This is a genomic window from Tenacibaculum sp. TB-56 (assembly GCF_059716275.2).
On record NZ_CM201367.1, the window covers coordinates 509546 to 535353 of the forward strand.

Sequence of the window (25808 nt, forward strand, 5' to 3'; positions counted from 1 at the left end):
ATAACTAATTCAAATAATTACATCAATGAAAACAAAGTTTGATGTAAAGTGGCGCAAAAGTATTAAGCTTAATACTTTGTTCTTACAACTTTGATTTGAATGACCTTTTTTTTGAATTAAATGAATTAAAAAAAGGGTTGCTTTTTAACAACCCTTTTAAATAATTAGTTCTGATCTGCTTCAGAAATATTTGGATTTTTATCTAATTCTGCTTGAGGAATTTTAAAGTTCCATCTTGCATTTCCAGCTTCAAACTCAACAGGCCATCTGTGAGCTTCTCCTTTTCTAGAAATAGGTTGGTTTCTTCTCTTTAAATCAAACCATGACACTCCTAACTCTCCATATAACTCTTTTCTTCTTTCTATTAAGATTTCATCTACTAGCGCTTCTTTAGTTGCTGCTGTAGATAAAGTAGCTGCAGTATCTCTTGCTTTTAAAAGATCCAATAAAACATCTTTAGCTCCACCTAAATCTCCCATTTCTGCTTTTGCTTCAGCTTCTATTAAGAACATCTCTGATGATCTCATAAACACTAAATCACCTGATCTATCAGCAAAGTCTCTAAACTTTTCTGTAGTGAAAGAAGTAGTTGGGTTAGTTGAACCTGTTGATTTTATTAATGATTTTCTTACGTCAGTATCAGATGTGAATAAAGCTTGAAAATCTTTACTTACATAAATATCATTGTACCCAGGACTTGTATGATCAATAAATGAATAAAATCTAGCATATCCAAATTGTTGGTCAGCATTAAATGGTAATCCCCACATCCACTCATTATTATTGATTGTGTTAAATCCTTCAGCATAAGTAGCTTCATTCATTAAAGGATATGCTACTCTAGCTTTTGCCGCATATTCAGCCGCTTTTGCCCAATTACCAACTTCTAAATACACACGTGCTAATACACCTTCTGCAACTGATTTATTAAATCTGTATTTAGCATTTCCATCAACCATGTTTGGAATAGCTTCTTCTAATTGAGCTATAATTCTATCATACGTTTCTTTTACAGTACCTCTTCCTGTAGGAGCAACTCCTGAACTTAATGAAGCACTGTATAATGGTATACCTGGTTTATCTCCTCCTAATAAATAAGACCCTGAATAGTATCTTGCTAAGTTAAAATAACAATATGCTTCTACTGCTTTTAATTCACTTATATACTTTTTTCTTGTTTCTTCAGGTAATGGAGAAGTTGAAAGACCTTCAACATGTGTTCTTGAAATATTAGCTACAGAATAGAAAAGTTCCCAAGCCCAGTTAGTTCTTCTTCCATTTGAATTTTCTGTTACATCCCATCTATGTTCAAATACATACCAGTTGAAAATCGGAACAGTTAAATCTGTTCCCATTACATCTGCCCCTAAGTAGTATGCTTTTGCTCCGTATGTATCGTGAGAAGCATAATAACCTCTTAAAACAGAATACATTCCTGTTAATGCAGCATCAACCCCAGATTCTGAAGTGTATACAACTTCATCAGTCACAGAACCCGTTGGTTTAGGTTCTTCTAAAAAATCATCACTACATGACACAAAGCCTATTAAAAAAGCTCCTATTAATGTATATTTTAATATATTTTTCATTGTAAAATTTTTTATAGTGAAATATTAACTCCTAAAGACAATGTCTTTAATACAGTAGATCTATTATTAGTTATACCGTTAAAAGCTTGCTCTGGATCATCTAAATTATCTTCTTTTTTCCAAGTCCAATAATTATCTGCAGATAAGTAAACTCTTAATTTTCTTATTTTAAGTTTATCTAACATTTCTTGATCTAAGTTATACCCTAAAGAGATATTTTTTAAACGAATAAAATCTCCTTTCTGTAACCATCTTGTAGATCTAGAATTGAAATTATCAGCTTCAGTAGTTAATCTTGGTACATCTGTAATATCTCCTTCTTTTTGCCATGCATTTAATGCTTCTGAACTTAATTGTTCTCCTAAATTTCTAGCTTTCATTAAAGAAGAAAAGTCTGTATTGTAGATATAATTTCCGAACTTATAGTTAAAGTTTAATGTTAAATCAATACCATTATATTCAAACTTAGTTCCTAATCTACCTTCAAAATCTGGTAAAGCTGATTTACCTGTGTAGTATCTTGTAGCTTCATCATATTTAGATGTTCTTTCTTTCACTACTTTTCCTTCAGCATTTACTACATCTTTGTACCATTCAGGAGCTCCAGTTGTAGAGTTAACTCCAGCCCACTCTCTCATATAGAATTCGTAACGATCTCTACCTGCTTCCCAACGGAAAGAACCTTGGTTTTCGATTTGCTTAATATCTTCTATTTTGTTTTGGTTTGTAGAAATAGCAAATGAACTTGTCCATCTAAACTTATCATTCTCTATGTTTACAGAATTTACGTTAAATTCGAAACCTTTGTTACTCATTTCTCCAAAGTTTCTCCATTTTCCTAATTCTCTAGGATTTCCGTCAGCGTCCGGACCTGCTCCTCCTGACCCAATAGATGAAGCATCTACATCAAAATATAATAAATCAGTTACTCTGTTATCATAATACTCTAAGCTACCGTAAATCTTACTATTAAAGAAGGCGAAATCTAAACCTACGTTCAATTTGTTGTGAGTTTCCCATTTTAAGTCTGGGTTACCAATAGCCGTAGGAGCTAAACCTGGATTAGCTAATATATTGAAGCCTAAACCATATTCATCTATATAAGTAAACTGCTGATTGATATTTTGGTTACCAACTGTACCGTAACTAGCTCTTAATTTTAACGAGTTTACAACCTCGTTATTTTTGAAGAATTCATCATAAATACTCCAACCTGCTGCAACCGACCAGAAAGTTCCCCAACGGTTGTCTTTGTAGAAAATTGAAGATGCATCTTTACGAACACCTGCTCCAAAATAATATTTCTCATCATAATTATAATCTAATCTTCCGAAGAAACTGTATAATCTATTTTTTTCTGTAATAGATCCTGCCCCTGTAGGTGTAGCTCCATTATTTAACTCTGTCAAGTTATCAAATACAAAACCTGAAGACGATGTTAATACTCTATTGTATGTATTGTCATACATTTCTTGACCTAATAAAGCTGTGAATGTATGTTTTTCATTAAATGTATTATTATACGATAATGTACTAATGATGTTCCAAGTTTTTGTAGTATTTCTTTCTCTACTACTACTTCTATTGTCTACTTGTTCTTGAGGAGTTCCTACAAAGTGGTTATTAAATCCGTTTATCTCATACAAATAGTTGGTATAGTTAAATTGAGACTTTAAGTTTATCTTATCTGAAAACTTAACAGTTACGTAAGGAGAGAAATTAAATGTATTTCTCTCGTATAAATTTACACTTTTGTAAGTTTCTGCCAATGGGTTATAATTCCCAAAGAAACCTCTGCCTTCTGCAAAATCATATTGCTTGTCTCCATTACCATCTAAGATAAAACTACCATTAGCATTTCTTTTATATAACGGATATATAGAAGAAACTGATCTTACAAACTGTATATTGTTTGCAAAAGTACTACCACTCTGAGTAGGCACATTAGATTCACTTATAGTTACAAAAGCATTAGCTCCTACAGACAGCCAAGGTTTAACATCAGAAGAAAGGTTAACTCTTCCATTATATCTTCTAAATTTAGAATTTAAACTAAATCCTTCACTATCTAAAAATGCACCTGAAACAAAATATCTTGTTTTTTCATTTCCTCCTCTTAACACTAAAGAAACATCTTGTCTTGTTGCTTTTTGAGTTAAGGCATCATAATAGTTTGTTTCATAAAGTAATTTTGCATTACTCTTAATTTTACCATTAACATCTACTGGTTCATTAATACTATATGGATTTACCGTTAAGTCTGTCATTACATTAGAAGAAGCGAAAGCAGCCGCTGCTGCTGGAGTATCTCCTCCATCAAGTCTTGCATTTCTAATAGCCTGCCAAGAAGTAGTTACGATTTGCTCCGCATTTAAATAACTATAATCATCTGTAGCCTTATCAGAGAAACCATAACTTGTATTGATTTCGATGATACCTTCACCATTAGTATTTACACCTGATTTTGTCTTAATAATAATAACTCCGTTTGCTCCTCTGTTACCATATAAAGAAACTGCATCAGCATCTTTTAATACAGAATAAGACTCAACATCATTAAAGTTAATAGAGTTTAAGTTACCTGCAAACTGTGCCCCATCAACTATAATTAACGGATCTACATTACCTTGTAAAGAACCTACCCCTCTAATTCTAATGGTTGGGCTAGATCCTGGTTGTCCTGAAGTATTTACTAAAGATAAACCAGAAGTTCCTTGTAGAGCTTCAGTAACTGTTGTTACTTTTAAATCACCTAGCTCTTTTGCTGAAACAACGCTTACAGCACCAATAATGTCTTTTTTCCTTTTTGATGCATATGCTACAGATACAACTACTTCATCTAATATGTTAGCGTCTTCTTTCATAGCTACATTAATTGTAGAAGAGTCTCCAACTACTTTTTCTACAGCTGTATATCCTAAAAACATATAAACAAGTACGTCTCCTGCTTTAGCATCAATAGTATAATTACCATCAAAATCAGTTTCAGTACCCTTTACTGTACCTTTAATCACAATACTTACACCTGGTAAAGGGCCTGCACTATCGGACACCACCCCTGTGATTCTCTTTTCCTGTGCACTCACATTCAGTATAAAACTGAAAAAGAATAATGCACAGATCACATTTCTTAAATGTAGATTCATAAATTATTAAATTTTTATTAATTAACATTTGTAAAACTAAAGGCTATAAGTTTCTGTCTGCACCTATTTGAAGTAGACATCTTTTTATTTGATGTGAAAAAACATTTTTAAGAAGTAAGCAGTAAAAACCACTTAAACACCACTTGTTAATTATTGTTAATTTTTTCAAAACCTCTTTATTTATCAACCTCTGAAGAGATTTTCTACATTGTTTTATTGAATAAATTCTCCTAAATAATCAATAAATAAGGTGCCCCTCAAGCATTTTTAACAATTAACATCTTGACTTTTAACAAACAACTCTGGCTTTAATAAAATTTTAACTATAATCAACGGTATTTAAGTTAGGGAACTCTTTGATTTGATTGTTATAGTATCTCAGAAAACAGAATGTAATGAAGATATCGATTTTAATCGTTGATGATGAAAAGACCGCTAGAGCTAGATTTAAAAAATTAGTAAGTGAATATAGTTTTATAGAAATTGTAGGTGAGTGTTCTAATGGTGTAGATGCTATAGAAAAAATCAACACCTTATCACCTGATGTAGTTTATCTTGATACAAAAATCAATGATATGACTGGTTTTGATATTATTGAAAAAATCACTTTGCCTCAAAAACCTATATTTATTTTCACGGCTTCATCAAACGAACATGCTGTAAAAGCTTTCGATTATTTTGCTTTCGACTATCTTTTAAAACCCTTAGACGAGGATCGCTTTTATTCTTCTATCAAAAAGGTAATTAATTATAAAAAAATAGTAGAACTATCTAATTTCAACAATAACCTCGACAACATAATAGGACTTGTAAAAGAAAGTACTCCTATTGAAACACCTGTAAAAGGAACCAAGATTAATATTAAATCTGGTAATAAAATAATCTTTTTAGAACGTAATACGATCAAGTACATATCTGCTTCTGGGTATTATGTAGAAATTTTTACTACCGACAATAAAAAATACCTTTTAAGAGAGTCCTTATCCAGTATTATCAAAAGATTAAATTCAAGCCTTTTTGTTAGAATTCATAGATCAACAATTATCAACTCTAATTTTATTGACGAAATTATCACTTCAAACTACGGTGAAACCGACGTAAAAATCAACGATAATAAAACCTTTAGAGTTAGCAAAAGCTACAAAAAAGATTTTCAAGAGTTAATGGGAGTTAAATAGTAGCTTCGAATCATTACTTTTGTGTAATGAATAATCAAAAAAAATATACTCGTATTATTTCTTTAGTCCCTAGCCAAACAGAACTTCTAGTTGACTTGGGACTTGAAGATAGTATAGTGGGAGTAACTAAATTCTGTATTCACCCAAAACATCTTTTAAAAACAAAAACAGTAGTTGGTGGTACAAAAAACATAAAAATAGATAAAATCAAGGAACTTCAGCCTGATATTATTTTATGTAATAAGGAAGAAAACACCAAAGAAATAGTTGAGGCTTGCCAACAAATAGCATACACTCACGTTTCTGATATCTTTACACTTGCTAACGCTATTGATATTATTTCTTTATACGGAAGTTTTTTTGACAAAAAAAAAGAAGCTGATAAAATGATTCATGAATTAGAATCAAAAATAATCGATTTTAAAAATTTTATTCACGATAAAAAAAGTAAAAAAGTAGCTTATTTTATTTGGAAAAATCCTTGGATGGTTGCCGCAAATAACACGTTTATAAATCACTTATTAGAACTCAACAAATTTGAAAATATTTACAGTGATTTAGAGCGTTATCCTGAAGTTACTCTCGAAACCACAAAACAAAGAAAAGCAGAACTCGTTTTACTTTCTTCAGAACCTTTTCCTTTTAAAGAAAAACATACTGCTGAAATAAAAGAGCACGCAAGCAACAGCACACCCATTTTGGTAGATGGCGAGTACTTTTCTTGGTACGGTAGTAGGTTATTAAAGGCTTTTGATTATTTTAAACAATTACACGACAGTATTTGACGGCATATCTTCATCTAAATATTTAATTCTATTTAGTTTTTCCAATATTTTCATTGCTTTAAATGCTGATCGATCGCTTTTGCACTCATCAACATATTTATAATCATTAGCCGTCTCAACCAACCTGATATATCTATCTTCCAAGTGCTTTCGATATCTTCGTAATTGATTAATTCTTGACATTATATTAAAATTTAAGCGGATTATAAATATACGTAAATATTTGACTTACAGAAATATAAAATCCAACCGAGATTTAAAATGGGGAAAATCCCTATTTTAATTATTACCAACAACAAAAAAGCTCTTGATTTCTCAAGAGCTTTCTAATTTTATTTATTATCCTGCAACGCAAATACCTGACGTAGTAAAGGAGTATCACGTAATCCTACTTTTTCACGGATTCCTTTTTCTTCAACAGCAATCATGGTAAAAACACCTTCTAAAGCTTCCGTAGTTACATAATCTGTTAAATCTGGATTCACTTTTTTAACAAACGGAATACTATTGTATTTCGTTATTAAGTTTGACCAAATTTTATCAGCACCTACTTTCGAAAATGAGTTTTTAATCACTGGATTAAACTCAGCATATAATGCAGACGTTGTTTTTCCTTCTAAATAAGAAGTTGCAGCATTATCTGCTCCTAATAATATATTCTTTGCGTCATTAAATGTAATTTCCTTCACCGCATTTACAAAAATTGGAGTCGCTGTTTTTACAGCATCTTCAGCAGTTCTATTAATTGCTTTTAAACCTTCATCAGCTAAATTACCCAAACCAATACTGCGTAATCCCTTATCAACCGCTTGTAATTCTTCTGGCAACAAGATTTTTACCAAGTCATTCTTATAAAAACCATCAGTAGCTGTTAATTTACTTACCTGATGTTGAATACCATTATCTAAAGCTTGACGTAAACCGTTACCTATCTGCTCTTGCGTTAACACTCCTCCTTGTGGTAATTGATTTACTACTTTTTGTAACTCTGCACACCCCATAAAAGTTAGTGCAATAAAGAATACTGTAATTTTTTTCATGTTTACTTGTTTGATTTTATCTATAAGAAACAATAAACTAATTATTGTCACATTTATTTGAAGCTGTCGGTATTTTTATCATATCCATACGGACAGTGTTTACAACCGCTCTTACAACAATACCCGCGTCGTAAATGGTACGCTTCTTTAAAAACTCTATACCCCTGTTCGTTTATATAATACTCATCAGGAGTAGGTTTTAATATCTCTTTTCTCATACTACAAATATCATAAAAAAATACGTTAAACAGATTTTATATTCCTGCTTAACGTATTTATATATACCTTAAAATAAAATTTTACTTCTTAGCATTTGGAGGATATTCCGACATTATCTCTGCTACAAATTCTTTAATACGAGCTTCCTTACGTTCAACACTACTTGTACTTAAAGCTCCCGTTCCTATTCCTTGCCATACTAACTCTTTTTTATCAGCATCTAACAAATCAATAAACAACGTTCCTTCTGTGTATTGAGAAACCGTTACAGGACTTGGTCCATAATACCAAGGATAATAAAATCCTCCATAATAATTATCGTTTACATTAATACGCTCACGAGATTTTGTAAATAAACTTACCAACACATCAGGTGACGCAGATTTGGTCATTCCTTTTGCCATCAATTCTGCTTCAATAGCACGCATAATACGTTTCTTATCTAAATCAGAAATTGAAGCTTTGTCTATTCCTGTTTTATAAAACGCAAATGTTTTGTACTGATTAAAATCAGTTTGTGTATCATAATCAGTTGTTACTCTTACTGAGCTACATGAAGTTACCAATAATGCGATAATTGGTAATACTAGTAATTTTATTTTTTTCATTTTCTTCGGATTTACATATTCTCTAATAATGCATCATCCACCATATTTGGAAGCGTAACTTTTAGTTTCTTTTCAACCTCCATTGCACGTTTAATAGCAAAAACAGCTTCTTCATTTCTTGCCCAACTACGTCTCGCTATTCCGTTATTCACATCCCAGAAAAGCATTGATTTTAAGCGTCTTGATGCATCTTTAGAACCATCAAGAAGCATGCCAAATCCACCATTAATCACTTCTCCCCATCCTACTCCACCTCCGTTGTGGATAGAAACCCAAGTAGCTCCTCTAAAACTATCTCCAATTACATTGTGAATTGCCATATCTGCTGTAAAACGAGAACCGTCATAAATATTTGAAGTTTCACGGTAAGGTGAATCTGTTCCAGAAACATCGTGGTGATCACGGCCTAGAACTACTGGACCTATTTTTCCTTTCTTAATTGCTTTATTGAAAGCTTCCGCTATTTTCATACGTCCTTCAGCGTCTGCATATAAAATACGTGCTTGTGAACCTACAACTAACTTATTTTCTTGCGCTCCTTTAATCCACTGAATATTATCTGCCATTTGCTGTTGGATTTCTTCAGGAGATTTTTTCATGATTTTCTCCAACACCTTACAAGCAATCGCATCTGTTTTTGCTAAATCTTCTGGTTTTCCTGAAGTACATACCCAACGGAAAGGACCAAATCCATAATCAAAACACATAGGCCCCATAATATCTTGTACATAACTAGGATACTTAAACTCTCTCCCTAATGTCGGATTCGGATTCATTACATCCGCACCTGCTCTACTTGCTTCTAACAAAAAGGCATTTCCGTAATCAAAGAAATACGTTCCTTTTTCTGTGTGCTTATTAATCGCTTTTGCGTGACGACGTAAGGTTTCTTGTACTTTTTCTTTGAATGACTCCGGATTATTCGCCATCATTTCGTTTGATTCTTCAAATGACATATCTACAGGATAATATCCTCCTGCCCATGGGTTGTGTAACGACGTTTGATCAGAACCTAAGTCAATATACACATCTTCTTCAGCAAACTTCTCCCAAACATCCACTACGTTTCCTAAATATGCTAACGAAACAACTTCTTCGTTTTCTTTTGCTTTACGAACACGTGCTACTAATTCATCTAAATCGGTGATTTTTTCATCAATCCAACCTTGATCTAAACGAACCTGCGTTATTTTCGGGTTTACTTCAGCACAAACTGTGATACAACCTGCAATGTTCCCTGCTTTTGGTTGTGCTCCACTCATTCCTCCTAAACCAGCAGTAACAAATAAGTTTCCTTTTGGTGATTTCCCAATTTTTCTAAATCCGTTTAACACAGTAATAGTGGTACCATGTACAATTCCTTGTGGACCAATATACATGTAACTTCCCGCCGTCATTTGACCATATTGTGTTACTCCTAAGGCGTTGAATTTTTCCCAATCATCTGGCTTTGAATAATTCGGGATCATCATACCATTTGTAACTACCACTCTTGGAGCATCTTTATGTGATGGAAATAATCCCATTGGGTGTCCTGAATACATTACCAAGGTTTGTTTATCGGTCATTTCTGATAAGTACTTCATGGTTAATAAGTACTGCGCCCAGTTAGAAAACACCGCACCGTTACCACCATAAGTAATTAATTCGTGAGGATGTTGTGCTACTGCATAATCCAAATTATTTTGAATCATTACCATAATAGCTTTTGCCTGCTCAGATTTCCCTGGATATTCATCAATAGGGCGAGCATACATTTTATAATCTGGACGGAAACGATACATATAAATTCGTCCGTACTTTTCTAATTCTTCAGCAAACTCAGGTAATAATGCTGAGTGATGTTCTTTATCGAAATAACGCAATGCATTACGTAAAGCCAATTTCTTCTCTTCGTCAGTTAAAATTTCTTTACGTTTTGGCGCGTGATTTATGGTAGTATCATACTCTTGCTTTGGAGGTAATGTTGTTGGTATTCCTTGTTTTATTTGTTCTTTAAAAGTCATTTTATACGGTTTTTTAGTTTTCAATAAAAAGTTGAAAACTTGTTAAGTTTAAATCTGTTGATAATCGTAAAAATGAAAAAAACTATGGATAACGGATATCTGCTCGGTGATACTGAGCTTCAATCCTCTTCTTATATTTTAATGTTAAAATATCCATCTTCTTTGAAGTTTGCACAAATATAAGTTTATACCCTTAAAAATTAGATTTTAAAAGGTATAAATTTTCAGTCCTCATTTTATTTACTCTTGTATCCTAACAATAAATTGTACCTTTGACTAGTTATTGCATAAACAGATTTATGATTTTTATATCAAAACATATTATTCCGAAAGGTTTTGCTGGAATGACATTATATCCTTTTATCTTTTTAAAACGAGAAGATTTAAAAGGGAATCCTGTTTTGATAAATCATGAGAAAATTCACTTAAAACAACAGCGAGAACTCTTAATTGTATTTTTTTATATTCTTTATTTTTTAGAGTGGTTTATTCGATTATTGATGTATCGAAAAACATCTTTAGCATATAAAAACCTAAGTTTTGAGCGAGAAGCTTATCAAAACGAACATAATTTAGATTATATATCTACTCGAAAAAGATGGGCTTTTCTTAATTATTTATAGTTTTCAAAACATCCTGCTATTTTTTTATAATTCCGTAAATTGCGTACCCGAAAATTAAGACAATTTACGAATGGAACAAATAACTCCCTATAAACCTAAACACAAAGTACGAATTGTAACCGCAGCTTCTCTATTTGATGGGCACGATGCCGCTATTAATATTATGCGTCGAATTATTCAATCTACAGGGGTTGAAGTAATTCACTTAGGGCATGATAGAAGCGTTGAAGAAGTAGTAAACTGTGCTATTCAAGAAGACGCAAATGCAATTGCTATGACTTCGTACCAAGGTGGACACAACGAGTACTTTAAGTACATGTACGATTTATTGCAAGAAAAAGGAGCTGGACATATTAAAATATTTGGTGGTGGTGGTGGAGTAATTCTACCAGAGGAAATCAAGGAATTGATGGACTATGGAATTACTCGTATTTACTCTCCTGATGATGGTCGTGAATTGGGATTACAAGGAATGATTAACGATTTAGTTCAACAATCAGACACAAGCCCATCCCTAACCCTTCCCGAAGGGAAGGAAATTAATGATGAACTCAAAGAAAAAAACATTAATACAATTGCACGGTTAATTACCATTGCCGAAAACGAACCTGAAAAGTTCACTAAACTTCAACAAAATAATACTAAAAGCTTTTCCCCTTCGGGGAAAACGGGAAAAGGGGCTGTACTAGGGATTACTGGTACTGGTGGGGCTGGTAAATCGAGTTTAGTTGACGAATTAGTTCGTCGTTTTTTAATTGATTTTCCAAACAAAACGATTGGATTAATTTCTGTAGATCCATCAAAAAGAAAAACAGGAGGTGCTTTATTAGGTGACCGTATTCGTATGAATGCTATTAACAACGAACGAGTATACATGCGTTCGTTAGCTACACGTCAATCCAACTTAGCTTTATCTAAATACGTAAACGAAGCAGTAGAAGTTTTAAAAGCTGCTGAATTTGATTTAATTATTTTAGAAACTTCAGGTATCGGACAATCAGACACAGAGATTATCGAACATTCTGATACTTCTTTGTATGTAATGACTCCTGAATTTGGTGCTGCAACTCAGCTAGAAAAAATCGACATGCTTGATTTTGCTGATTTAGTAGCTATTAACAAGTTTGATAAAAGAGGAGCTTTAGATGCTTTACGCGATGTAAAAAAGCAATACATGCGTAACAACAATTTATGGGATGTCCACATGGATGACATGCCTGTTTTTGGTACAATTGCATCTCAATTCAACGACCCAGGAATGAACTCGCTGTACAAAGCGATTATGGATAAATTAGTTGAAAAAACGGGTGCTGATTTACAATCTACTTTTGAAATCACAAAAGAAATGTCTGAAAAGATATTTGTAATTCCACCAAGTAGAACACGTTATTTATCTGAGATTTCAGAAAACAACCGCGCCTATGATAAAACGGTTAATGAGCAAGAAAAAGTAGCTCAGAAACTTTACGGAGTTTATCAAACTATCTTATCTGTCATTCCGAACGAAGTGACGGAATCTTTCCTTACAAAAAACGGAATTGATCAAGATGAGATTTTGAAACAAGTTCAAAATGACGAGCAACCTTTTGCAAAATTGTTATTTGCTCAATTTGATAAAATAAAGCTGAATCTTGACCCACATAACTGGGAAATCATTTTAAACTGGCAAGAGAAAGTAAAAAAATACAAAGATCCTATCTACTCGTTTAAAGTACGTGATAAGGAAATTAAAATAGAGACGCATACAGAGTCGCTTTCACATACACAAATTCCAAAAGTTGCTTTACCTAAATACCAAGCTTGGGGTGATTTATTACGTTGGAATTTACAAGAGAATGTTCCTGGTGAATTTCCATATGCATCAGGATTATATCCTTTTAAACGTACCGGAGAAGATCCAACGCGTATGTTTGCTGGTGAAGGTGAACCTGAGCGTACCAACCGTCGTTTCCACTATGTAAGTTTAGGTATGCCTGCTAAGCGTTTATCTACTGCATTTGACTCGGTTACGTTATATGGTAACGATCCTGGACACAGACCAGATATTTATGGTAAAATTGGTAATGCAGGGGTATCTATTTGTTGTTTAGACGATGCTAAAAAATTATACTCTGGTTTCGATTTAAGTCATGCTATGACTTCTGTTTCTATGACCATTAATGGTTAGTGCTCCGATGTTATTAGGATTCTTTATGAATGCAGCAATCGATCAGAATTGTGAAAAATACATCAAAGAACACAAATTAGAAAAAAAGGTTGAAGCTAAACTTAAAGAATTATACGACGATAAAGGTTTAGAACGCCCTAGATATAATGGAGAGCTACCTGAAGGTAATGACGGATTAGGGTTATTATTGTTAGGTGTTACCGGTGATCAAATTTTACCTGCCGATGTATATGCTGAAATTAAAGCGAATACCTTAGCACAAGTACGTGGTACTGTTCAAGCGGATATCTTAAAAGAAGATCAAGCACAAAATACGTGTATTTTCTCTACGGAATTTGCTTTACGTTTAATGGGAGATGTTCAGGAGTATTTTATTGAGAAAAATGTTCGTAATTTCTATTCAGTTTCAATCTCTGGATATCATATTGCAGAAGCTGGTGCGAATCCAATTACACAGTTAGCCTTAACATTAGCAAACGGATTTACCTACGTAGAATACTACTTATCAAGAGGAATGGATATCAATAAGTTTGGACCAAACTTATCATTCTTCTTCTCAAATGGTATTGATCCTGAATATGCGGTGATTGGTCGTGTAGCTCGTAAAATTTGGGCAAAAGCTTTAAAGTATAAGTACGCAGCAAACCCTAGAGCTCAAATGTTAAAATATCATATTCAAACTTCTGGACGTTCATTACACGCTCAAGAAATTGACTTTAATGACATTCGTACAACTCTACAGGCTTTATATGCGATTTACGACAACTGCAACTCGTTACATACGAATGCGTATGATGAAGCGATTACTACGCCTACGGAAGAATCTGTACGTCGTGCAATGGCAATTCAGTTAATCATCAATAAAGAATTAGGATTGGCTAAAAACGAAAACCCAATTCAAGGTTCATTTATCATCGAAGAATTGACAGATTTAGTAGAAGAAGCTGTATTAGCTGAATTTGACAGAATTACCGAACGTGGTGGTGTATTAGGTGCGATGGAAACAATGTATCAACGTTCTAAAATTCAAGAAGAGAGTTTATACTACGAAACCTTAAAACACACTGGTGAATTCCCTATTATTGGTGTAAATACATTCTTAAGTTCTAAAGGCTCTCCAACGGTAACTCCGCAAGAAGTAATTCGTGCTACAGAGGAGGAAAAACAATTCCAAATCAAAACGAAAGAGAACTTAAACAAAGCACATGAAGATAAAATAGAACAACTTTTATCTGAAATGCAATCGGCTGCCATTAACAATCAAAATCTTTTTGAAAAATTAATGGATGCTACTAAAGTTTGTTCGTTAGGTCAAATTACTGCAGCCTTATTTGAAGTAGGTGGTCAATACAGACGAAATATGTAGCAAACAATGTTTGCAGATAAGTATAATAAACCTCTTAGAAATTTCTAAGAGGTTTTATATATGCTTTTTAATGATTCTTGCCTACTGCTTATCTTTAGAAAAACTCTTAAACATCTATGGTAAAATCATCATCATTAAAGTCTTTTTTAATCTGATTATCCAAATGTTTTTTTAAATCTGTCATTGGATTATGATTTGCCACATTTGTCATTGCATTTAATCCTTCTCTAATTTTTTCTATATCATCAGATAATAATCCTGCATCTACCACATCACTAGCTTTGTCCATTTGTTGTTTCTGTTTCTTATATTCAGTATCAATATGCTTATTTATTGTCTGATGATTTTGTTTGATCTTTTCTAACCCAAGTATTGTATCAGATTTAATCTTTTGAGTCTCTAAATAAGTCTTTTGGAATTCTTGTACACCCCCTATTAGCTCTTTAGCTTTATCTATTGTTCCTCCTAAATTATTAGCAGTAGAGTTAACATTATCAACAAAAGACTTTCCTTTTTCTACAATTTGCTCTGTTTTGTTAATCGTTTTATTAATTTCCTCAGGTAAGTTACTGTGTTTATTTTCTTTAGACTCCATACTTTTTTAATTTGTAATATTTGTTTTTACTTGTTTTAACACCCCAGCAAACCCTATAACATACTTAACATTTTCTGAAATTACTGGAATGGTTTTTAATGTTCTGCGATTAATTTTTTCAAATTCTTGAAATTCTATAGTTTTTTGAGTTTCAAAATCTTTAAAATCACTTAATGTTTTATGTTGCTTTATATTAAGCATATTGGTAATTTCATTGTATCTATCAATTTTGCCATTTTTTTTAATTCTTTTTTTCCAATTAGATAAATAATTTTGGCTTTTATTCTTTATTAAACAGCTCCAAAAAGGAACTTTAATTTTAGTAGTTAACAATTCATTATCTATTTTAATAATCTCTTGTTGATTATCAAATGGCTTTCTTGCTTTTTTATACTCTATATAAGTTGGGTCTGCATTTAACTCTTCAACAATTGGTTTGAGGGTTTTATTATAACAAGTATCAAGAATTACATCACTCTTATCGTAAAGCCTTTTTTGTTTTTCTATTTCATTTTCTTCAATTGAAAGAGAATTGATAACATTACTTATTTGTTCAAGTTGTTCATTAAGCTCTTCGTCTGCCTCCCTTACAGCTTTAATTGCTTTACTATTCTGACCAATCATATTACTAATACCAGCTATTAACTGTCCTGCTACTGCAACACCTACTTCTGTCTTTACTGTTTGTATATCAGACTTAGACCATTCTGTCTTTTTTGACAATTCTTTAAAAGAGCCTTCTGTTAAAGTACTGCCTACAGACTTTATAATATCATTCCCAATTGTGCCAAAATTAACAGTTTGAATATCTGAGAAATTTAGATTGCTTTCAATTATTGTTTCCGATAATTGATATTTTCCAAAATCTTTATATTCCTCAAATACTTGTAAACTATTATTTTCTTTAACTGTAAATCGAACCAAAAAATTCTTTTAAAACAAAATCTGTAATTGCAATAATTCTACCATAAACTTCTACTTTATCTTTAGCTAAAATCTTTTCTGCTTTTTGAATAGACTCTCTCCAGTTATTAACCTTTGGAATTAAATCTAATTTTAAGAAATTTACTTTTCTTTCATAATCCTCTTTTGCACTACTTCCAATAAAGTACGTACCACTTAACATATAATTATCAAATAATTCTTGATTACTTTTTTCTGTTATTTTTTTTAAATTATCATCAACTAAAATATTATTATTTATTTTAGTTAATTTGTTACTAATTTCTTTCTTTTCTAATTGTGTCATAGAAAAACCACACTCACAATTACTCTTATTATATTCCAATTGATTTCCACAATTTGAACAAAAAATTATATTAGACATATTTTAAAAGTTTGGGATTGAATTAGTATAAGATAGTATAAAAAAAGCAAGGACAAGAACTATTGGTAAAATCCAAATTACGGGATCTTTTGATATTTCAAGTTCTCCTCCTATTTGACTAACAGCCTTTTTCTCTACTAAAGGTTTAAGAATTAAATGTGATATTGTAACATAGATTACATAGAAACAAAGTAAGATTATAATAAAAATATTTCTATTACTTTTTTCATTTACTAGAAATAAAATTTCATTTTTCTTTTTATCTGCTTGTTTATTTTCAGGATTTAATCTCAAGAGATGATCATAATCTTTAATAGATTTTTCATAATCACCATTTTTAAAATATAATTCAGCTCTTTTACTTAATAGAAGAGTATCATTTTTATTTTTTTCAATCGCAATACTATACTCATTTATAGCTTGTTCAAATTCTTCTCTCCTCTCTAAATATTCTCTCTTTAAAATTAAAGCTTCTTTATCATTAGGATTATTTTTTATATATATTTCAATATCATCTATAAAATCATTATCATCATTTTTGAAATATACTTTAGCTCTGTCTTTATATGCTTCCGAAGCTAAACCTTCTATCTCTATTACTTTTGTAAAGCTATCTTCAGCCTCATCTAACAAGTTTAACTTATACGAAGCTAACCCTTTTAGGTAAATAGCTATCGGAAGAGTATCTGTTATCTCTATTGCGGCATTACTGTAACTAATTGCTTTTTCATATTTTTCTATTTTCATTAATGAATCAGATTTATTTACATACATAGTATAATTTTTAACTTGCTCCTCATAGCTTATACTAGAACCACAACTAAAAAATAATGATATAAATAATATAAATAGGTATTTAAACATTTTCATAGAATATACTTTGCTTTTAATAAATCTTTAAATATGCGTCATTCAAAAAACCATTAGCTTTTAGATTTGTTATACCATGAACTCTTCTAAATGCATTTTCTATTTTTTCGTATTCATTATACGGAGAATCGAATAAGGTTGACACTTGAACAGATAACCCTGATTCAAAAATCTCTCCATTAATTGCTATTCTTTGTTTTAATTCTACTGTAAATGTTGCCATAGTTATTTTAATTAAGTTTAATTTTTGCTGAATATAGCAAACCCTACCCATTAAAAAAAATGAGTATGTAATTTCCTTATTCGCTTTTCAATGTTTTTATCATTATTAGGTTTTGATTATACGACAAAATAAAACCATCATTTTCCACGAAAATGGGAACACAATATATTTTCCCGTTTTTTTGGAAAATATGTTATTACTTTTGTTAAAAAAACTAAGCGATGAACAGTAATAAAAACACTATTAGTAAAAAAATACAACGCCAAATAACTATTCTTAACTTTTTAAAATTAGGTACTCAAAAAAGTTCTGATTTATTAAATCATTTAAAGCTTAAAGGACACAGTAACAGTACTAGTACTTTAAGTAACGATGTAAAAAGTTTAAAAGACAGCGGTTTTAAAATTGACGATACTACAAAAGGATATTATACTTTATTATTAGACGGATGTAATGCATTATATTCTCATTTCATAAAATATCAATCTATGGCAATTGCATATCAAAAAGCACTTAACATGCCCAAAAAATATATGCAGTACATATTATTTGAACCAAATGCATTAGAATTTAATGTTGATGTTTTTAATAATATGTTTGAAGCTATTCAATTAAAACGTGAAGTTCGTTTTGATCACATTCGTTTTCAAAAAAATAACACAATCAAAGAATATGTTTTTAAACCTTACATCTTAAAAGAGTATCAAAATAGATGGTATGTTATTGGGGAAACTAAAAAGGGATACAGAACATTTTCACTAGATAGAGTTTCCAACCTAAAATTAACCGGTAATAACATAAATATAAAACTAGATAGCATAGAAGAAAAGTTGCGTTATGTGGTAGGGGTAAGTTTTAACGAAAAAACTATAAAACCACAAATTATAAAGCTAAAAATTGACAATAGCCAAAAAGAATACATCAAGACTACTCCTATATTTGTTAATCAAGAAATAATAGAAGAAAAAGAAAGCTATTTTATACTAAAAATGTTTGTAGGTAATACAATCGAATTGCGACAACAAATTCTTAAATATGGTAGTAGAATTGAAGTTTTAGAACCAGAAAACTTACGAAATCAAATCATTGAGGAAATCAACAGTTTATCTCGTTTGTACAAAAAATAGTTATAATTTATTTTTTGTTCTAGTTCGTTTACGGAGTTTAAAAATCCTATCATCATAATAAGCTTTCAGTTCATCAACAAATGACAGCGGGTTTTTATAGGTTGTTAAAACTTTATAGGTATAACTATATAACAAATCGGTTAGTTGTTTTTCTAAACGCTCAATCTCCTTTTTTAAATACGTAGCATTGCTAGTTGTTTTCTTAACTAACGAAATGTCTTTACTAAAATTCATTGTGGTATTACCTCCAAAAATGTGTGCATGAAAAGCCTCTAACTCTTCTAAGCTTCCATTTTGATATATTTCAATCAACTTTGTTGTTGTTTCTAATGCTTTTTGTTGCTCATTTTCTTGCATTGAGAATTTATCAGGATGCACATACAACATCGCTTCTTTATATAATCTTTTCTTCTCTTTTTGATTTGTTTTTTCTACTACTTCTTTTTTTGAAATGGGTACAATACCAGTAGGTTCTTTGTAGTTTTTACCTTTCCGCTTTTGTGCTAAGCTTTTCTCTTTTTTAGCTTTCTTTTGCTCTTTATATAAAATGGTTAGCTCTCGTTCTTCTACTAACAAATCAGCAATTGCATTTCGTAACGATTGTTCAAAAGGAAATAGCTTGGTTTCAATTGCTTCAATCTTGCCTTTTAACGCTTCAATCTTCTCTTGTAAGTTTAAAATAGCGTCTGAATCAGCATCAATAGGAAAAAGGTTCTCATTCATAATACACTATCTTTTCCTTTGTAAAATGGTCAATCCTACTCGTATTTTTTCATACGGAACTTTTTCTCCTAAAAACTCAAAATAGGGTTTTAAAGCCGTCTCATTTTTCAAAACTTTTTTAGCATTAGCCACTAGCGCTAAAACATCAGCTTCTATGAATTCATCCAAACTCACATCTTTCCCTTCTAAATACAATTTGGATAAATGAGAAAAAATAGTCGTTGCTTTTAATCCGCGACTTTCAGCGATTTCATCAACGGTTAATCCTTCTTTATACAACTTAAAGGTTTCTAAAGTAGTATCCTTTTTAGTTCGTTTCTTTTCGTTTAAAAACGTTTTAATCTCTTCCATAAACTCACCCCCATAAACTTCTAATTTTCGTTGTCCAACTCCACTTATTGCCAAAAATTCTTCGTCAGATTGTGGCCTTTCTCTTTCTATTTCTTTAAGTGTAGCATCATTAAACACCAAATAGGCAGCTATATCTTCTTCTTGAGCAATTCGATAACGAAGTTTTCGTAAACGCTCAAACAAGGTATCTTTAACAGCTTTCTTTCTTTTCTCTTTTACTGCTTCTTTTGCCTCCTTTTGAAACTCTACAGGAGTGGTTAACTGTACTTTTTCCCCATCAAAAAGTACTTTATTTGAAAAATCAGTAAGTTGCAAACTATTATTCAAATGAAAAGCAATTTGACAATACCCTTGATTCGTTAACTGAATTAAATAATGTTGCCAATCTCTCCAAGAAACGTCATTACCTACCCCATAGGTTTTCAGCTTATCATAATTCTTATCTAAAACTGCTGCGTTTTTGGCTCCTCTTAACACATCAATCACAGTTCCCATTGCTTCTTTTCCTTGTAATCGATAAATAGCTGATAGTCCTTTTTGCGCGATAACTGTTCCATCAAAAAATTGTGGCGGGTTCTTACACACATCACAGTTACCACAGTTCTCTTCTATTAATTCTCCAAAATAACTCAGTAATATTTTTCTTCGGCAAACGGTGGCTTCAGCAAATTGCTTCATGCGTTCTAATTTTGCCTCTTGCACCTCCTTATTCCCTGTATTTTCAATAAACTGACGCAACTGAATAACATCTGCATAACTATGAAACAGTAAGGCTTTCGCCGGTAATCCATCACGACCTGAACGTCCTATTTCTTGATAATATCCTTCAATATTTTTAGGCATATTATAGTGAATTACCCAACGAACATTCGATTTGTCAATTCCCATTCCAAAAGCAATGGTGGCGCAAATTACCTCGCAATCGTCTTTTATAAAGTCCTCTTGAGTTTTAGCTCTTTCTTCAAACGATAATCCTGCATGATACGCTTTAGCATCAATATTGTTTTGTTGTAATTTACTAGCTAATTGTTCTGTAGCTTTTCTACTCAAACAATAAATTATCCCTGCTTCATTAGGTCTTTTCTTAATAAATTGAATGATTTGCTGTACTCTATCGTTTGCAGGACGAACTTCTAAAGCAATATTTTTTCTATTGAAAGAACTTATAAATTGTGTAGCATTGGGGATTGCTAATTGCTCTAAAATATCTTGTTGAGTCGCTTTATCAGCAGTTGCTGTTAAGGCAACAGTCGGAACTTCAGGTAATGACTTTTTTAAAAATGCTAATTGTTTATAAGAAGGACGAAAATCGTGCCCCCAAGCAGAAATACAATGTGCTTCATCAACAGCAATACAGCTTATGTACGTTTGATTTAACACATTTTGAAGTAATGATAAACTTTCGGGAGCAACGTATAGTAGTTTTATACTTTTTGACGCTATTGCTTCAAATACTTGTTGTTGCTCTTCTGTTGATTGACTACTATTGAAAAAAGTTGCAGAAATCCCGTTTGCTTTTAAGCTATCTACTTGATCTTTCATCAAAGCTATTAATGGAGAAATTACCAAAGTAACGCCTTCAAAAAATAATGCTGGTAATTGGTAACAAATAGATTTTCCTCCACCTGTTGGCATAATAACCAAGGTATCTTTTTTTGCTAAAATATTTTCAATAATAGCCTGTTGCTCTAAACGAAAACTATCGTATCCAAAATTTACTTTTAATTTTTCTAACAATTCTTGTTCTGTAATCTGCATCATTTTGCAAAAATAGGAATAAAAAAAGCGCAGAGTTTAAACTCTGCGCTTGATCTTATTTTTTGTTCTTATTACTTAATGTCTTGTAACAATACCTCAACAGCTTTTTTTAATTGAGCATCTTCACCTCTATCTTTCCATCCTGGTGCGTTTTTCACTAAATAATCAGGAGTTGCTGGTGCTTCATTTTCCATGTTTCCTCCTGTTTTCTTTACAAACCATGCTCTAAAAGGCATACGAACGCTTCCGTTAGCTAATCGCTTACTTCCTGTAGATACAACAGCTCCAAAAGTTGGTTGACCAACTAATTTCCCTAATCCTAAACTTTTGAATGCATGCGAGAAAATTTCAGCATTCGAATAACTGTTTTCGTTACATAACGCCACAACTGGCTTTGTGTTTACTGATAAAACAGCACGTTCGTTAAATGGGTAATGGCTAGCAAATTTCTTGTGATTCTTTAAGCTATTTACCGCTCCTCTTGGAATTGTGTACGCATGTTGATCTACATTTAGCACAGCCATCAATCTATCAGTAGTCCATCCACCACCATTGTAACGCACATCGATTACGATTCCTTTTTTACCATAACCACTTGCTTTTAGTTCACGTTCAAAACGCTCAAAACTTGGCATGTTCATTCCTTGAATATGGATGTATCCTAATTGACCGTTAGAGTATTCATCTACTAACTTCTTTCTTGAATTTACCCATTCTTCATATTGTAAATTTCTAAGAGATCTTTCTGGACGCAATACAACTTCTTTTCCTCCAGCTAAGCTTAACAATATCTCTTTTGATTGCGTGTTTTTTAATAAGCTGTAAAAATTAGTATTCTTTCCAATCTCCTGACCATTAACAGCAGTAATAACATCACCTACTTTTAATTTACTATTAGATTTATCGGCTACTGAATTTGGTAATACGTATAAAATTTTTACTCCTTTTTTAGTGTTTTCTACCTCTAGTCCTAATACTCCTACTTTATCACTTTCATTTCTTGGAGCACTTCCTCTATACCCCATGTGACTTGCGTTTAACTGCCCTAAAAGTAAGTTAAACATATAGGTGTAATCTTCATGGGTAGTTGCTGATAATACCCAAGGCTTGTACTTTTTCACTAAAGCATTCCAATTATATCCGTGGAATTCAGGATCGTAAAAACCAGCTGTTAAAGCACGTATTCCTTCTTCAAAAACTTGTTGATTTAGCTTTTCAATATCAACAGTATATGTTGCACTGTGAGGAAGACTAGTGATCTTGTCTGATTTAGTATCTAACTGGGCTAATTTTCCTCTTGAAGTAAAGTAAACTTTCCCATTATTGTCTGAGAAGTTACCTGCATTAATTACTCCTTTTACTAGTTGAGGCTTGCTTCCATCCCATTTTACCTTATACGTACTTCTCTTTTGTGTTGCAGGATCAGTAGCTGAGAAATAAATAAATTCACTATCTGCACTAAACACTGGACTATACTCATTATCTTGTAAAGAAGTAACTTGAACTAAACGATCATAAATTTTGTCTTCGTCTATTTTTACTTCTACTTTTTTCTTGGCTTTTTTATCCTTTTTATCTTTTGAATCTTCTTCATTTTTCTCAGGATAATACGCTCCTTCTTCACGATCTAACTTTGTTTTTTCCCAGTCAGATTTTTCCAACCAAACCATCCATACATCATAGTTGATTCCGCTTCTGTTTGATAAGAACGCTAATTTTTTACCATCTGCACTCCAAATAGGATTACGATCACTTCTTGGATGCATTGATACATTCATTTTTATTGCTGGATTTGCTACCGACTGAATAAAAATTTCACTATCAAAATTCAAATCTTCTTGAGAATATGCTATATACTTACTATCCGGACTCCACGAAACTCCTTCAGTTTCTGCCCAAGAATTAGAGTACTCTTTTGCATTCGTAATTTTTCCTTTTTTAATGTCTCCAATCATTAAAATACCTCTTCCTATTTGATAAGCGATCTTCTTTCCATCAGGAGAAACTAATGAATATTCAACATCTTCTTTGCTATTTGTTAGTTTTGCTACTTTGGTTTTTAAACTACGGTGTAATCCGACTAAAGTATCTGTTGATACAGCGCTATACAACTCAAAATGTCCGTCTCTATCCGAAGAAAACACTACCGTTTTGTTATCTAACCACTGTGGATTGACATCTCTATACGGATGCTTACTTACATTGTTTGAGTACTTTTTTTCTTTGTTGTTTTCTTTTACGAAAATCTCTCCGTTAATCTCTAAAGCAATACTTTTCCCATCAGGAGAAATAGCATAATTACTTATTTCATTAGAAACTGTTTTTGTTTCTTCTTCTGCAAAACGATTATCTGAAACAATTTTTAAATCAATTTTTTCAGCTTTTCCATTCTCTAATTTGTAGGCATCAACTCCACTTAAGTATACAATAGTTCCGTTATTACTTACCGAAAAAGTACGAACACCATCTTTAGTTTGTTTTGTTAATTGTGTGGCCGTTCCGTTTGCTGTTCCATTTGCAGAAACTGACTGTTTGTAAACATTATAACGCCCACTTTCAGCTCCTATATAATATAAATTACCTGAAGCATCCCAAGCTGGTGAATGATCATTTTTATTACTTGTAGTTATTTGATTGTATTGGTTTGTCTCCGTGTTGTAAATCCAAATATCACGTTGAGCTGACCCCGTATAATCTTCACGAGAAATACGACATGCTCCTTTAGTAAAAGCGATTAATTTCCCGTTAGGAGATACTCTCGCCATTTCTCCATAGGCTGTTAACAAACGACGAGGCGTTTCTCCTTTTTCATTTACCACATACATTTGTTTATCCCACTCCTGGACCTCTTAACACACGCCCTGTAGTAAAAACAACATCTCCTTCTTTTGTCCAATCCGTTGGTATGTTGGCTGTTGGATAATATGTTAATTGCTTTGGAACTCCTCCATTTACAGAAGTTATAAACACATTATCATTTCCTTTTCTATTAGAAGAAAATGCAATTTCTGTTCCTTTTTCATTCCATACAGGATCACTTTCATATCCTTTATGAATTGTTAGCCTCTTTGTTTGTTGGTTAGTAAAATTGTACAGCCAAATATCACCATAATAACTAAACGCCATTTGAGAAGCATCTGGGCTAATCGCTGGTTTACGTATTAATGTAGTTTGAGCTGACAAGAAATTCCCTGCTAAAAGTGCAAGTCCTAAAAATACTTTTTTTGTCATGTTGTTCGTTTTAAAAAGACCAAATTACTTGTTTAGAACTATAACTACATAAAAATTAGCAATTTCTTAACAAGTTTTAATAATTGATATAAAATTTACAACTCCATTAACTCCTTTTTTATCTAACTCTTTAATGAATGCGGATCCAATTATAGCTCCATTCATATAATTACAAGCTGTTGTAAAAGTTTTATTATCTGAAATACCAAAACCAACAATCAATTTACTCTGCAAATTCATTGCTTGAATTCTTTTAAAATAAGCTATTTGTTCTTCTGAAACTTCTCCTTTCGCACCTGTAATAGACGCCGAAGCAACTACATAAATAAATGCTTTAGTTAAGTTATCAATTTTACGAATACGCTCTTCGGAAGTATGTGGCGTGATTAAAAATACATTTGTAATTCCGTATTTTTCAAACAACTGCTGATAGTGATTTTCATATTCTACCATTGGTAAATCTGGAATAATTACCGTATCAATTCCGCAATCTTTTACTTTTTGACAAAACTGATCTTCACCATATTTTATAATTTGATTTACATATCCCATTAACACCAAAGGAGTGTTGTTTGTACTTTTAATAGAAGATAGCTGTTTAAAAACTACATCGAGATTCATACCTTTTTTCAGCGCTATATCGCTACTATGCTGAATGGTTGGTCCATCAGCTAACGGATCAGAATACGGCAAACCTACTTCAATAAAATCTACTCCATTATTACTTAATTCGGCAATGATTTTTGTAGTATCTTCTAATTTTGGAAAACCTGCGGTAAAGAAAATAGACAACAAATTATTTTCTTTTTGATTGAATATATGTTGAATTGAGTTCATTTTTTATTTTTTGTCAGTTCGAGTGATTTTCTTTTTTTC

General features: G+C 32.0%; 20 protein-coding genes and 1 pseudogene. 5 read left to right on the forward strand and 16 right to left on the reverse strand.

All coding sequences use genetic code 11. The annotated features are described in order from the left end of the window. Positions 1 to 164: 164 nt before the first annotated feature. Together AC3VI6_RS02475 and AC3VI6_RS02480 are read right to left on the reverse strand one after the other, a co-directional pair. Entirely contained in the window at positions 165 to 1589 is a 1425-nt protein-coding gene (locus tag AC3VI6_RS02475) for a RagB/SusD family nutrient uptake outer membrane protein (RefSeq protein WP_497705039.1), read from the reverse strand. 11 nt (positions 1590 to 1600) lie between these two features. After that, on the reverse strand, positions 1601 to 4735 hold the full coding sequence (locus tag AC3VI6_RS02480) for a SusC/RagA family TonB-linked outer membrane protein (RefSeq protein ID WP_497705040.1): 3135 nt from the start codon (positions 4733 to 4735) through the stop codon (positions 1601 to 1603). Between the two features lie 395 nt (positions 4736 to 5130). Between AC3VI6_RS02480 and AC3VI6_RS02485 the strand changes: the two genes are divergently transcribed. Together AC3VI6_RS02485 and AC3VI6_RS02490 are read left to right on the forward strand one after the other, a co-directional pair. Continuing rightward, a complete protein-coding gene (locus tag AC3VI6_RS02485) occupies positions 5131 to 5913 on the forward strand; it encodes a LytR/AlgR family response regulator transcription factor (protein WP_497705041.1) in 783 nt (260 codons plus the stop codon). A 26-nt stretch (positions 5914 to 5939) separates the two neighbouring features. Continuing rightward, positions 5940 to 6698 (forward strand): ABC transporter substrate-binding protein, encoded by a 759-nt coding sequence (locus AC3VI6_RS02490; protein WP_497705042.1) that lies wholly within the window; start codon positions 5940 to 5942, stop codon positions 6696 to 6698. Positions 6699 to 7030: 332 nt separating this feature from the next. Here the strand turns inward: AC3VI6_RS02490 and AC3VI6_RS02495 are convergent, their stop codons facing one another. The 4 genes from AC3VI6_RS02495 to hutU form a co-directional block, all read right to left on the reverse strand. Continuing rightward, positions 7031 to 7738, reverse strand: coding sequence for a DUF4197 domain-containing protein (locus AC3VI6_RS02495; RefSeq protein WP_497705043.1), 708 nt, complete (start codon positions 7736 to 7738; stop codon positions 7031 to 7033). A gap of 53 nt (positions 7739 to 7791) precedes the next feature. Beyond that, positions 7792 to 7956 carry a C1orf53 family protein gene (locus AC3VI6_RS02500; RefSeq protein WP_166627704.1) on the reverse strand — a complete coding sequence of 55 codons (165 nt, stop codon included), beginning with the start codon at positions 7954 to 7956 and terminating at the stop codon, positions 7792 to 7794. A gap of 81 nt (positions 7957 to 8037) precedes the next feature. Next, positions 8038 to 8565, reverse strand: a complete 528-nt coding sequence (locus tag AC3VI6_RS02505) for a DUF4136 domain-containing protein (RefSeq protein ID WP_497705044.1) — start codon at positions 8563 to 8565, stop codon at positions 8038 to 8040. Between the two features lie 11 nt (positions 8566 to 8576). Then, on the reverse strand, positions 8577 to 10571 hold the full coding sequence (gene hutU, locus AC3VI6_RS02510) for a urocanate hydratase (protein ID WP_497705045.1): 1995 nt from the start codon (positions 10569 to 10571) through the stop codon (positions 8577 to 8579). Positions 10572 to 10870: 299 nt separating this feature from the next. Between hutU and AC3VI6_RS02515 the strand changes: the two genes are divergently transcribed. Next, on the forward strand, positions 10871 to 11194 hold the full coding sequence (locus tag AC3VI6_RS02515) for a hypothetical protein (protein ID WP_497705046.1): 324 nt from the start codon (positions 10871 to 10873) through the stop codon (positions 11192 to 11194). Positions 11195 to 11264: 70 nt separating this feature from the next. Further along, a pseudogene (locus AC3VI6_RS02520) lies at positions 11265 to 14727 on the forward strand (methylmalonyl-CoA mutase family protein). Positions 14728 to 14833: 106 nt separating this feature from the next. Here AC3VI6_RS02520 and AC3VI6_RS02525 read toward each other — a convergent pair. Genes AC3VI6_RS02525 through AC3VI6_RS02545 form a run of 5 tightly spaced genes read right to left on the reverse strand, consistent with a single transcriptional unit; the run spans position 14834 to position 17742 of the window. Next, positions 14834 to 15322 (reverse strand): hypothetical protein, encoded by a 489-nt coding sequence (locus tag AC3VI6_RS02525; RefSeq protein ID WP_497705047.1) that lies wholly within the window; start codon positions 15320 to 15322, stop codon positions 14834 to 14836. A 6-nt stretch (positions 15323 to 15328) separates the two neighbouring features. Further along, positions 15329 to 16246: a hypothetical protein gene (locus AC3VI6_RS02530; RefSeq protein ID WP_497705048.1), complete on the reverse strand. Its 918-nt coding sequence runs from the start codon at positions 16244 to 16246 to the stop codon at positions 15329 to 15331. Further along, positions 16227 to 16649: a hypothetical protein gene (locus AC3VI6_RS02535; protein ID WP_497705049.1), complete on the reverse strand. Its 423-nt coding sequence runs from the start codon at positions 16647 to 16649 to the stop codon at positions 16227 to 16229. The genes AC3VI6_RS02530 and AC3VI6_RS02535 overlap by 20 nt, the downstream gene beginning before the upstream one ends. Before the next feature lie 3 nt (positions 16650 to 16652). Next, the gene (locus tag AC3VI6_RS02540; protein ID WP_497705050.1) at positions 16653 to 17519 is read right to left on the reverse strand and encodes a tetratricopeptide repeat protein; all 867 of its coding nucleotides are present in this window, start codon (positions 17517 to 17519) and stop codon (positions 16653 to 16655) included. A gap of 16 nt (positions 17520 to 17535) precedes the next feature. Continuing rightward, positions 17536 to 17742, reverse strand: coding sequence for a DUF6140 family protein (locus AC3VI6_RS02545; RefSeq protein WP_298998322.1), 207 nt, complete (start codon positions 17740 to 17742; stop codon positions 17536 to 17538). Positions 17743 to 17963: 221 nt separating this feature from the next. Here AC3VI6_RS02545 and AC3VI6_RS02550 point away from each other — a divergent pair, with 221 nt between their 5' ends. After that, positions 17964 to 18869 carry a helix-turn-helix transcriptional regulator gene (locus AC3VI6_RS02550; protein WP_497705051.1) on the forward strand — a complete coding sequence of 302 codons (906 nt, stop codon included), beginning with the start codon at positions 17964 to 17966 and terminating at the stop codon, positions 18867 to 18869. Here the strand turns inward: AC3VI6_RS02550 and AC3VI6_RS02555 are convergent, their stop codons facing one another. The 5 genes from AC3VI6_RS02555 to trpA all read right to left on the reverse strand — a co-directional run bounded on the left by AC3VI6_RS02555 (position 18870) and on the right by trpA (position 25769). Further along, positions 18870 to 19592 (reverse strand): hypothetical protein, encoded by a 723-nt coding sequence (locus tag AC3VI6_RS02555; protein WP_497705052.1) that lies wholly within the window; start codon positions 19590 to 19592, stop codon positions 18870 to 18872. A 6-nt stretch (positions 19593 to 19598) separates the two neighbouring features. Beyond that, on the reverse strand, positions 19599 to 21704 hold the full coding sequence (gene recQ / locus AC3VI6_RS02560) for a DNA helicase RecQ (RefSeq protein ID WP_497705053.1): 2106 nt from the start codon (positions 21702 to 21704) through the stop codon (positions 19599 to 19601). A 68-nt stretch (positions 21705 to 21772) separates the two neighbouring features. Then, positions 21773 to 24526, reverse strand: coding sequence for a S41 family peptidase (locus tag AC3VI6_RS02565; RefSeq protein ID WP_497705054.1), 2754 nt, complete (start codon positions 24524 to 24526; stop codon positions 21773 to 21775). A 4-nt stretch (positions 24527 to 24530) separates the two neighbouring features. Beyond that, positions 24531 to 24932 carry a hypothetical protein gene (locus AC3VI6_RS02570; RefSeq protein WP_497705055.1) on the reverse strand — a complete coding sequence of 134 codons (402 nt, stop codon included), beginning with the start codon at positions 24930 to 24932 and terminating at the stop codon, positions 24531 to 24533. 66 nt (positions 24933 to 24998) lie between these two features. Beyond that, the gene (gene trpA / locus AC3VI6_RS02575; RefSeq protein WP_497705056.1) at positions 24999 to 25769 is read right to left on the reverse strand and encodes a tryptophan synthase subunit alpha; all 771 of its coding nucleotides are present in this window, start codon (positions 25767 to 25769) and stop codon (positions 24999 to 25001) included. Between the last annotated feature and the right edge of the window lie 39 nt (positions 25770 to 25808).